The sequence below is a fragment of the Streptomyces sp. NPDC042336 genome, assembly GCF_055581985.1.
This window is the reverse complement of record NZ_JBVJEA010000012.1, coordinates 106405-116610: the sequence shown is the minus strand read 5'-3', so window position 1 is coordinate 116610 and position 10206 is coordinate 106405. Positions and strand designations below refer to the sequence as shown.

Here is a 10206-nt window from a genome sequence, read left to right as displayed (position 1 = left end):
TCCGATGCCCGGCTTCGAGGTGCTGTACCAGGCGGCGGCGCTCTGTCTGACGTATCCCGACGACGACTTCCGCGCCCGGCTGCCCCTGCTGCGCGAGGCGGCGCCGCAACTGCGCCGCTTCACCGACCACGCGGCGGTGACCGAGCAGGGCGCGCTCCAGGCGCACTACGTGGAGGTCTTCGACTTCAGGAACCGGCACAGCCTGTACCTGAGCTGGTGGACCGACGGCGACACCCGCAACCGCGGCATGTCCCTGGTCCGCTTCAAGGAGCTGTACCGCGCGCACGGCCTGGAGTTCACCGGCGAGGAACTGCCGGACTTCCTCCCGGCGGTGCTGGAGTTCGTCTCCCGTACCGGGGACATGACCATGCTCACCGAGCACCGCGACGCCCTCGACCAGCTGCGCTCCCGGCTCACCGCCTTCGGCACGCCCTACGCGTGCGTCCTGGACGCCGTGTGCGCCACGCTGCCGCCCGCACCCACCGGAGCCCGCCGATGAACGTCTTCCTGTGGGGCGTGCTGCCCTACGCCGCCTTCGCGCTGCTGATCGCGGGCCTGGTCTGGCGGCACCGCTACGACCGCTTCGGCTGGACGACCCGTTCCTCGCAGGTCTACGAGTCGAAGCTGCTCAACATCGCCTCGCCGGTGTTCCACTACGGCATCCTCTTCGTGCTCGCCGGCCATCTGATCGGCCTGTTCGTCCCGGCGTCCTGGACGCACGCGATCGGCGTCGACGAGCACGCGTACCACCTGTTCTCGCTCTACGGCGGCACCCTCGCCGGGATCCTCGCGGTCGCCGGGATCGGCATCCTGGTCTACCGGCGCCGCACCAACGCGCCGGTCTTCCGGGCCACCACGGCCAACGACAAGGTCATGTACGTCTTCCTGCTCGGCGCCCTGCTCCTGGGCATGATCGCCAAGCTGTCCGACACCTCGGGCAACGGCTACGACTACCGGAGCACCATCGCCCCCTGGTCGCGCAGTCTGTTCACGCTGAACCCGAGGACGGAGCTGATGGAGGGCGTGCCGGTGCTGTACCACGTGCACGCGGTGGTCGGGATGGTGCTGATCGCCCTGGTGCCCTACACCCGGCTGGTGCACATGTTCAGCGCGCCCCTGCAGTACCTGACCCGGCCGTACGTGGTCTACCGGTCGCGCGACCCCAGGCAGCTGGGGCCGCGCCCGGACCGGCGGGGCTGGGAGCGCGCGGGCTCCTGACCCCCGCGGCTACCTCCCGGCCACCAGTTCCGGTCGCAGCATCAGGGCGCGGAGCTGCTCACGGGTCAGGGGCGGGGTCCGCAGCAGCGGGCCGAGCTGTCCGTGGCCGCGGTAACCGGCGCTGTCGCGGACGAACAGGGCCCGGCCGTCGGGGAGCACGAGCCGGCCGGTGAGTTCCTCGCCCCACTCCGGGCTGTCCTCGGTCCGCTCCAGCGGCTGCCGCCAGATGGTCAGCACCCGGCCGCCGGCCAGTTCCTCGCGCACGCAGTCGGCGCGCGGGGGCTCGGTCGGCCTCGGCCCGCAGAGGTCGTGGGCAGGACCCCGCTCCTCGGAGAACTTGGCCTCCAGGTACCTCTGGTCGTGCAGGGCGACCCCGAGGTAGCCGACGCCGTCTCCCCGGCGGACGGCGTACCAGCCGTCCAGGGCGCCCTGGGACTCCCCGCCGGTGGCGGCGTCCAGATCCGCGTCCTTCAGCAGCACGGCCATGGAGATCTCCTCGACCTCCCCGGCGTCGGCGGGCAGCAGCCCCGCGAGCCGCTGCTCCCGTCCGGAGCCACCGGTCAGCGCGGTGTGCGCCGACGGAGCTGAAGGGGAGGCCGCCGCGGCAGCCCGGTCCGTCCCGCCCGAGGGCAGGGCGGCCACGGTGAACAGCGCGCCGGCCGTGACGGCCAGCGCGCCGCCGGCCAGCACCGCGCGGCGCCTGCGGCGCACTCCGGCCGCCTGGGCGAACACCGCCGCCGTGCCGAACGAGGGACCGCCGGCCCCCTCCGCGGCCCGGGCGAGCAGGTCGCGCACCTCGTCGTCCCTGGCGTCACTCATACGAACTCCTTCCCCACCTGGTCACGGAGAGCCGCCAGCCCGCGGGCCGTGTGGCTCTTCACCGTGTTCTCCCGCATTCCGAGCACCGCGGCGGTCGCCTCGACGCTCTGGTCCTCCCAGTAACGCAGCACCAGCACCGCCCGCTGCCGCGGTGTGAGGCGGGCCAGCGCCTCCCGCACCACCATCCCGGTCTCCGAGTCGGACTCGGGAGCGGCCCGTTCGGGCAGTTCCCCGTACGCGTGCTCACGCCGCCAGAACCGGCGTCTGCCCTCGATGAAGGTGTGGAACAGCGTCTTGCGGGCGTACGCCTCGACGTTGTCCAGCTTCTGCAGGCGCCGCCAGCCGAGCACCACCTTGACCAAGGTCGTCTGCACCAGGTCCTCCGCCTCGTGGCGGTTGCCGCACATCAGGTAGGCGCTCCTGAAGAGCGCCAGGCGTCTGTCACGGACGAAGTCGTGCAGCGCGTCCTCACCGCGGTCCACCCCGCCCCCCTTTCCCCACCCGCCCGCGCGGACGGTCTCACCGTTCAAGTGCGGTGGCCCGCCCTCCTGGTTGCGGCCCGGGGCAACGAATCGGGGAGCGAAAAAGGCGGCGGACGCCGCAACGTCCTGCCCCCACCACCGCATTGAGAAGGAGTGCAGACGTCGGACACCGAGAACGCAGCGGGAGAGCCCAGTATGAGTGGAACACGCCTACGAACGAGAACCGCCGCCGTGGCCCTGGCCCTGGCCGCGGTCACCGTGCCGGCCGCCACGGCGCACGCCGACGCCCGGTGGTCCGCCGCGGACCTGACGCGGGTGGGCGACGCGGCGCTGACCGGAGTCACCAGGGTGGACGGCGACACCACCTGGGCCTACGGGGTCCGGGTCGGCCGGGAGGGCAAGGTCGAGCGCAGGACGCCGCTGCTGCTCGCCCACGACGACGGCGAGAAGTCCTGGCGGGAGATCCCGATGCGGGGGTTCGCCGACCGGTCCAACCAGGTCAGCGCGATCGACGCGATGTCCGAGGACGAGGCGTGGATGGTCGGCGCGTACGAGGAGCCCCGGGGCGTCTTCCTCACCCAGCACTGGGACGGCTCCGAGTGGCGGGTGGTCGACGCGCCGGCGCCCGAGGGGACGCGGCTCGCCGGCGGCGGGCTGCTGGACGTGTCGGCGCGGGCCTCGGACGACGTGTGGGCGGTCGGCTGGCTCATCGTCATCGACAGCGAGGTACCCGATCCCGACAAGCCCGGGGGGATGATCCAGGAGACGCACGCCGAGGCGATGGTCCAGCACTGGGACGGGGAGGCGTGGCACATCGTGCCCGTACCGGACGCCACCTCGCTGTGGACGTATTCCGTCACCGCCCTCGCCGACGACGACGTGTGGGTCTCCGGTTACACCTCGGACGACCGGCCCGCGATGCTGCACTACGACGGCACGTCCTGGTCCCGCGTACCGGTCCCCTACGACGGGGTCAACGGCGAACTCGTCGACCTGGAGGCCCGCGGCGCGAACGACGTCTGGGCGGCGGGGCGGAAGCTGAACGACGAGGACGACACGGGGCACGCGCTGCTCGCGCACTGGGACGGCCGCTCCTGGAAGCAGGTGGCCGCGCCCGCCGACGCCGGTCGCGTGAACGACCTGGCCCTCGCACCCGACGGAGTGGCGGTCACCGGGGAACAGCCGGACGGCACACCATACGTGATGCGGCTGCGCGATGGCCGCTGGTCGCAGCCCTCCGTGCCACCGGGCGGTACGGACGGCAGCCGGTACCTGACCGCGGTGGCCTGGACCCCACGGGGCGTCACCGCCGTCGGCTACGACCAGGGGGCGGGCCTTCCCCGCCCGTTGCTGCTGACCGGCGGGCGCTGACTCCCGGCCGCGCCGGACAGGCCGCGCCCTCCGGCACGGCACGTGCGCGTGCTGGAGGGCGCGGGGCGCCGAGGTCAGGCGAGCTTGGCCGACAGGGTGATCGTCGTGCCGGTCAGGGCCTGGCTGACCGGGCAGTTCTTCTTGGCGTCCTCGGCGGCGGCGACGAAGGCGTCGTTGTCCAGGCCGGGGACGGTGCCCTCCACGGTGAGGTGGATGCCCTTGATGCCCTCGCCGGGCTGGAAGGTGACGTCGGCGGAGGTGGTGAGCTTGGTGGGCGGGGTGCCGGCGCCGGCCAGGCCGTGCGACAGCGCCATGGAGAAGCAGCTGGAGTGGGCGGCGGCGATCAGCTCTTCCGGGCTGGTCTTGCCGTTCGCCTGCTCGGCGCGCGACGGCCACGACACCGGCTGCTCGCCGATGCCGGACGAGTCGAAGGTGACGACACCGTTGCCCTCGAGCAGGTTGCCTTCCCAGACGGTGTGTGCGGAGCGCGTGGTTGCCACGGCGGGTCCTCTCGAATTCGCTTGCTGTACCGGGGTGGTGGGAGCCCGTGTCCGGGTCCCCAACCCCATCCGATCACACTACGGCGCAGCTCACTCGGAAGACCGGCCCTCGGGCGGTGAACGGCAGCTGCGCGCCCCGCGGAATCAGGTAGGCGTGCTCGCGCGCCGCCCGCGGGCCGCCATCACCGCGTACACGAGCACGCCCGCGAAGAGGAACAGCACGCCCTGGTAGACCGCCGCGTAGCCGGCGCCGGCGACCAGCCACAGGGAGAAGGCCGCCGCGACCGCCGCGATCACACCGTCCCGCACCAGTCGCGCCCGGTCGACCTTCTCGCCCTGTCCGGAGACCAGGTGGAAGATCTGGGCGGCGGTGGCCAGCAGGTATGGCACGGTGGCGGTGAAGGTGGTGACCAGGACCAGGACCTCGAAGACCTTCGCCGAGCCGGACGTGTAGTTGTAGACGGTGAGCAGGGAGGCGAGGACGACGGTGACGCCGACGCCGGTCGTCGGGACACCGCGCCGCTTGCGCGCGAACGCGGCCGGGAAGAGGCCGTCCCGGGCGGCCGCGTACGGGGTCTGGGCGCTGAGCAGGGTCCAGCCGTTGAGGCAGCCGGTCATCGAGACCAGGGCGGCCAGGGCGACGGCCCAGCCTCCCCAGGCGGCGCCGAACATGGCGTTCACGGCGTCGGAGAAGGGAGCGTCCGAGGTGACCAGGCGGTCGTGGGCGACGGTGCCGAAGACCGAGAGGGTGCCCAGCAGATAGACGAGGGCGGCGCCCGCGGTGCCGATGACCGTGGCCCGGCCGACCGTGCGGCGGGGGTCCTCGACCTCGCCGGCGCTGACGGCGGCGGACTCCACGCCGAGGTAGGAGAAGAGCAGGATCGCGGCGGCGGCGGAGACCGCGCCGATGCCGCTGGAGCCGGTCGCGTTGAACGGGCCGAGGTTGTCCGGGTCGAAGAAGAACAGCCCGCCGACCGCGACGAGCAGCAGCGGCGCGAACTTCAGCACGGTGGACACCAGCTGGACGGCACCCACCCAGCGGGTGCCGGCGAAGTTGGCGAGCGCGGGCAGCCACTGGATGACCAGTGCGGCCAGGCACGCCGTCCAGCGGTGGTCGTTCACCGGGATCAGGACGTCGAGGTAGCCGACGGCGGCGACGGCGAGGGCCGCGTTGGACACCCAGGTGGTGATCCAGTACGCCCAGGCGGCGAGGAATCCGGCGAAGTCCCCGAAGGCCTCGCGGGCGTAGACGTAGGGGCCGCCGGTACGCGGGTGGCGGGCGGCGAGGCGGCCGAAGACCAGGGCCAGCGCGATGGCGCCGACGGTCAGGACGCCGAAGGCGAGCAGGCTGATGGTGCCGAAGGGGGCGACGGAGGCCGGGAGCAGGAAGATGCCGCCGCCGATGATGTTGCCCATGACCAGGGCGGTGGCGACGGGCAGCCCGAAGCGGCGGGCGTGCCGGCCGTTGCCGGGTGCGGGGCCGGCGGGAGCGGGGTGGTCGGGGGCCGCGGGGATCGCCTGCGGTTCCGGAGCCGGTGGGGGGACGGTCCCGGTGACGTGCATGGGGTGGTGCGCCTCTCATGGAACGGGTGCCCGGGATCGCCGGACGCGCCCATGGTCGGGCAGGGTCCCGCGTCGTTCCAAATCAGGCGCTTTTGTCCTGTACGAACCCCTCCGTGACGGGAAAAGGTGCACTGTCCGCGACGTTCGGCCGCGAATCGTCCACGGGCACCTGGGGGCCGTTGGACTCGCGCAGCCAGCGGCGCAGCACCCGGTGGACCTGCTCGGCGCCGACGATCTCCGCCCCCTCGTCGACCGGCGCGGACAGGACGACGGGCGACAGCAGGAAGGCGCGCGACTGGGCGCCGCCGAGTCCGCCGTGCGAGCCGATCTGCTCCTCGAAGGCGAGGACCTCGCCGTCGGCCGGGTCGTGGAAGGAGTTGACCATGATGTCGGCGGTGTGCGGGAAGGAGTGCGTGCGGCGTACGGCGTCGGCGGCGCCGGGACCGAAGGGCGCGAGCGGTCCGGGGTCCTCGTCGAGCCGGTCCAGGGGCACCTCGGTGCCGCGCGCGCCGAGCACGACACCGCCGTGTTCCTCGCTGCGCACCAGCAGGAAGCCGATGCCGGGGTGGTTGGCGAGGGTCGGCAGCAGGGCGGGGTGGCGGGCGTCGATCTCCTCGCGGGTCATCCGGTGCGGCACGTCCGGGAAGGAGACCAGGCCCAGGTTGCCGGAGGCCAGCACGATCGGCTCGGAGCGGCGCCCGGTGGGGGTGTCGGCGGGCCGCTGCTGCTCGGCGCCCTCCTCCACGGGCCGGTGCAGGGCGGCCCGTACGGTGTTGCGCGCCTCGGCGCCGCTGCGGGTGCGCCGGGCGCTGCGCGGCACGGGCAGCCCGCAGCCGGCCCGCACCAGGTCGGCGAGGGTCAGGCCGTAGCGGGCGCGGAAGGTCTCGCCGGGGCTCTGGCCGTGGTCGGAGAGGACCACGATCCGGTACGAGCGGGGGGCGTGCTCGGCGACCTTCTCGATCAGGGCGAGGGCCCGGTCGAGCCGCCCGAGGACCTTGGCCGCGTCCCGGCCGCCCGGACCGGAGTGGTGCGCGACCTCGTCGTAGGCCACCAGGTCGGCGTAGACGGCGGTACGGCCGGCGAGCATGTCGCCCATCACCGCGGCGACGACCACGTCGCGTTCGACGACGGTCGCGAAGGCGCGCACGAAGGGGTAGAGACCGCCGCGGGACACGCGCGGGCGGACCTTGTGGACGCGGGCGCGGGTGGACTCGGCGATCTCCCGGCACACCTCGGCGACGAAGGACATCGCGGTGCGCACGGCGTTGGCGGGGTCGGAGAAGTAGGCGAAGTAGCCGGATCTGGACCGGGTCTCGCGGCTGCGGCGGCGGGTGGCTATGGACAGCACCAGGGCCTGTTCGTCGGCGCCGCCGCCGAACAGGTTGCCGCGGCTGGCGCCGTCGAGGCTGAGCAGTCCGCCGTCGCCGGTACGCCGCACGGCTCGGTACTGGAGTTCGGCGGCGCTGGTGGGGCGGTTGCAGACCATGACCTCGCCGCTGTCCTTCTCGTACCAGCGGAAGGCGGGGACGTCGTGGTTGCTGCCGTGCAGGATGCCGAGCTGGCTGGCGCCGGTCTGGCTGGACCAGTCGGTGCGCCAGGGGGCGAGCCGGTGGGTCGCGGAGCCGCCGTCGCGGCCGAGCCAGCGGGCGACGGTGGGCATGGCACCGCGGTCGACGGCGTCCCGCAGGATGTCGTGGCCGACGCCGTCCAGTTGCAGGAAGACGGTGCCGGGACCGGCCGGGCAGGGCGGGCCGGATCTGCGGCGGCGGTCGGCCAGGCGGTAGAGACGGCGCCGGTAGGCGTCGTCGTCGCGCACGGCCAGGGCACCGCCGGTGGCGGAGGCGACGGCGGACATCACGGCGGCCACCACGACCGCCGTCTCGGGGGCGACACCGCCGCGTCCGGCCGGATTGACGTCGATCGCGAGCAGCAGCAGCCCGCCGTTGAGGAAGAAGACCAGCAGGCCGAGGACGAGGGCCGGCACCAGCAGCAGCAGACGGACCATGAGCGGCCAGACCAGGGCCGAGAGCAGGCCGAAGGCTCCGGCGCCGACCGCGGCGGTCATGGCGATGTCGGTCGCGCTGTCCCCGTCGGGCGACTGGAGCCGGAAGTCCGGCAGGATCCCGGCGAGCACGAGCATGGTGACGGTGGAGACGGCCCACACCGTGACACTCCGGCCGATCTGACTGGCGACCCGGCGCCAACGCCCTCCACCCACGCTCCGCACACCTCACGTCCCGGCCCGTCGTCCGTGCGGGCCTTCCCCACCCTGCCACAACGCTCCGGAGCACCCGTTTGTCCCCCCGGGTCCGGTTCACACCCCGCAGCGGCGTCAGCGGCCGTCGTACCCGGCGGTCGGCATCGACAGCCTGCGGTGGACGCACGCCTTCATCCGGGCGTCGTAGGACGGCTCCGCGCGGCCGACGGTCTCGACGCGGACGCCGCGCCGGGCGCACTCCGCGGTGAAGTCGTCGACGCAGGACAGCGCGCTCTCCAGCACCCGGCGGCTGGGCGCCACGAACAGGTCCTGCCCGGGGCGCACTCCGTCCCACAGGGCGTCGTGGTCGTGCCGCAGTCCGCGCACCAGCAGCTGTCTGGCGACGACGTAGCCCTGCTCCGCGGCCCACCGGGCGCACATCGCGTGCTGGCTGCGGGAGTCGACCAGGAAGGGGTCGTCGTCCAGCTGTTCCAATGGCGTCAGACTCGCGATCGCCGTCACCCGCACCGGCCCCATGGTGTCCCCCCTCACCTCCCGTCACCTCCCGTTTTCGCCGCCGACCCTACTCCTGGACGTAGGCTTCGGGGAGTCGCGCGAAGGAGGCAAAGGAGTGCCGGTGGAGCTCACGTGGTGGGGTCACGCCACCTGCACGGTCGAGGATTCGGGCATTCGCGTGCTCACCGATCCCTTGTTCGTCCGCCGGCTCGCCCATCTGCGCCGCAGGCGGGGCGCGGTGCCGCCGCCCCAGGCGTGGCGCGCGGACGTGGCGCTGGTCTCCCATCTGCACGCCGACCACCTGCACGTGCCGTCGCTCGCACGGCTCGCGCCCGGCACGCGCCTGCTCGTGCCCCGGGGCGCACGACGGGCGGTGCCGGGGCTGCGCCGGCTCGGACACCTGGAGCTGACCGAGGTGGTGCCGGGCGACGAGACGACGGTCGGTGACCTGCGTGTACGGGCGGTCTCCGCGCGGCACGACGGGCGGCGGCTGCCGGTCGGACGGCACCGCGCCCCCGCGCTCGGCTATGTCGTCGAGGGCGAGGCGCGGACGTACTTCGCCGGGGACACGGGCCTGTTCGACGGCATGGAGAAGGAGGTCGGTCCGGTCGACGTGGCGCTGCTGCCGGTGGGCGGCTGGGGCCCCTACCTGGGTGCGGAGCACCTGGACGCCGGGCGGGCGGCCGAGGCGCTGGCCCGGCTGGCGCCGCGCACGGCGGTGCCGGTGCACTACGGCACGTACTGGCCGATCGGGATGGACGCCGTGCGCCCCCACGAGTTCCACACGCCGGGCGAGGAGTTCGTGCGCCTGTCGGCGCTGCGCGCGCCGGGCGTGGCGGTGCACCGGCTGGGGCACGGCGAGAGTGTGCGGGTGGAGGTCGCGCGGTGAGCTGGCTGGCGGCCGCGACGCTGGACATACCGACGGAGCCGACGCAGCAGGCGCTCGGCTACCCGTCGCTGTTCCTGCTGGTGCTGATCGGGGCGCTGGTGCCGGTGCTGCCCACGGGCGCGCTGGTGAGTTCGGCGGCGGTGGTGGCGATGCACCAGACGCTGCCGTTCGCCATGCTGATGGTGTTCGCGACGGCGTCGCTGGCCGCGTTCTGCGGGGACATGGCGCTGTACTGGCTGGGCCGGCGCGGGGTGGGCTCGAAGAACGGCTCGCGCTGGCTGGAGGCGATCCGGTCCCGGGCGCCGGAGGACCGGCTGGAGCAGGCGCAGGAGAAACTCGCCGAGCACGATGTCGCGGTGCTGGTGCTCTCCCGGCTGGTGCCGGCCGGGCGGATACCGGTGATGCTGGCCTGCCTGCTGGCGAAGTGGCCGCTGCGCCGCTTCGCCCGGGGCAACCTGCCGGCCTGCCTGGCCTGGGCCCTGACGTACCAGCTGATCGGGGTCCTCAGCGGCGCCCTGTTCAGCAAGCCGTGGGAGGGCGTGGCCGCGGCGATCGCCCTCACCGTACTGGTCAGCACCGCCCCGGGCGTGTGGCGCCGCTTCCGGGGGCCGGCGAAGGCGTAGGCCTCGGCGGTCAGGCGGGTGAGCGCGC

At 73.5% G+C, this 10206-nt stretch carries 11 protein-coding genes; 5 read left to right on the top strand and 6 right to left on the bottom strand.

Translation table 11 applies throughout. The features are described 5' to 3' along the window. Nucleotides 1-4: 4 nt before the first annotated feature. Both narJ and narI read left to right on the top strand, forming a co-directional pair. Entirely contained in the window at nucleotides 5-499 is a 495-nt protein-coding gene (narJ, locus tag ACZ6IM_RS25425) for a nitrate reductase molybdenum cofactor assembly chaperone (protein WP_052840507.1), read from the top strand. After that, a complete protein-coding gene (gene narI, locus ACZ6IM_RS25420) occupies nucleotides 496-1218 on the top strand; it encodes a respiratory nitrate reductase subunit gamma (RefSeq protein WP_469559306.1) in 723 nt (240 codons plus the stop codon). Before narJ ends, narI begins: the two co-directional genes overlap by 4 nt. A 9-nt stretch (nucleotides 1219-1227) precedes the next feature. Here narI and ACZ6IM_RS25415 read toward each other — a convergent pair whose 3' ends face one another. After that, nucleotides 1228-2037 carry a hypothetical protein gene (locus ACZ6IM_RS25415; RefSeq protein WP_469559303.1) on the bottom strand — a complete coding sequence of 270 codons (810 nt, stop codon included), beginning with the start codon at nucleotides 2035-2037 and terminating at the stop codon, nucleotides 1228-1230. Next, complete coding sequence (locus ACZ6IM_RS25410; protein WP_052840510.1) at nucleotides 2034-2519, bottom strand: SigE family RNA polymerase sigma factor; 486 nt, start codon at nucleotides 2517-2519, stop codon at nucleotides 2034-2036. The genes ACZ6IM_RS25415 and ACZ6IM_RS25410 overlap by 4 nt, the downstream gene beginning before the upstream one ends. Before the next feature lie 195 nt (nucleotides 2520-2714). Here ACZ6IM_RS25410 and ACZ6IM_RS25405 point away from each other — a divergent pair, with 195 nt between their 5' ends. After that, nucleotides 2715-3890: a hypothetical protein gene (locus tag ACZ6IM_RS25405; protein ID WP_469559299.1), complete on the top strand. Its 1176-nt coding sequence runs from the start codon at nucleotides 2715-2717 to the stop codon at nucleotides 3888-3890. 74 nt (nucleotides 3891-3964) lie between these two features. Here ACZ6IM_RS25405 and ACZ6IM_RS25400 read toward each other — a convergent pair whose 3' ends face one another. The 4 genes from ACZ6IM_RS25400 to ACZ6IM_RS25385 all read right to left on the bottom strand — a co-directional run bounded on the left by ACZ6IM_RS25400 (nucleotide 3965) and on the right by ACZ6IM_RS25385 (nucleotide 8687). After that, nucleotides 3965-4390: an OsmC family protein gene (locus ACZ6IM_RS25400; protein ID WP_003972448.1), complete on the bottom strand. Its 426-nt coding sequence runs from the start codon at nucleotides 4388-4390 to the stop codon at nucleotides 3965-3967. A gap of 144 nt (nucleotides 4391-4534) precedes the next feature. Next, a complete protein-coding gene (locus ACZ6IM_RS25395) occupies nucleotides 4535-5953 on the bottom strand; it encodes an amino acid permease (RefSeq protein ID WP_052840512.1) in 1419 nt (472 codons plus the stop codon). Between the two features lie 82 nt (nucleotides 5954-6035). Beyond that, nucleotides 6036-8180, bottom strand: coding sequence for a phage holin family protein (locus tag ACZ6IM_RS25390; protein ID WP_052840513.1), 2145 nt, complete (start codon nucleotides 8178-8180; stop codon nucleotides 6036-6038). A 105-nt stretch (nucleotides 8181-8285) separates the two neighbouring features. Beyond that, entirely contained in the window at nucleotides 8286-8687 is a 402-nt protein-coding gene (locus tag ACZ6IM_RS25385; protein ID WP_052840514.1) for a hypothetical protein, read from the bottom strand. Between the two features lie 94 nt (nucleotides 8688-8781). On the opposite strand from ACZ6IM_RS25385, the gene ACZ6IM_RS25380 reads away from it, so the two are divergent. Next, nucleotides 8782-9555: an MBL fold metallo-hydrolase gene (locus ACZ6IM_RS25380; RefSeq protein ID WP_052840515.1), complete on the top strand. Its 774-nt coding sequence runs from the start codon at nucleotides 8782-8784 to the stop codon at nucleotides 9553-9555. Further along, entirely contained in the window at nucleotides 9552-10178 is a 627-nt protein-coding gene (locus ACZ6IM_RS25375) for a DedA family protein (protein WP_052840516.1), read from the top strand. The genes ACZ6IM_RS25380 and ACZ6IM_RS25375 overlap by 4 nt, the downstream gene beginning before the upstream one ends. Nucleotides 10179-10206 lie beyond the last annotated feature (28 nt).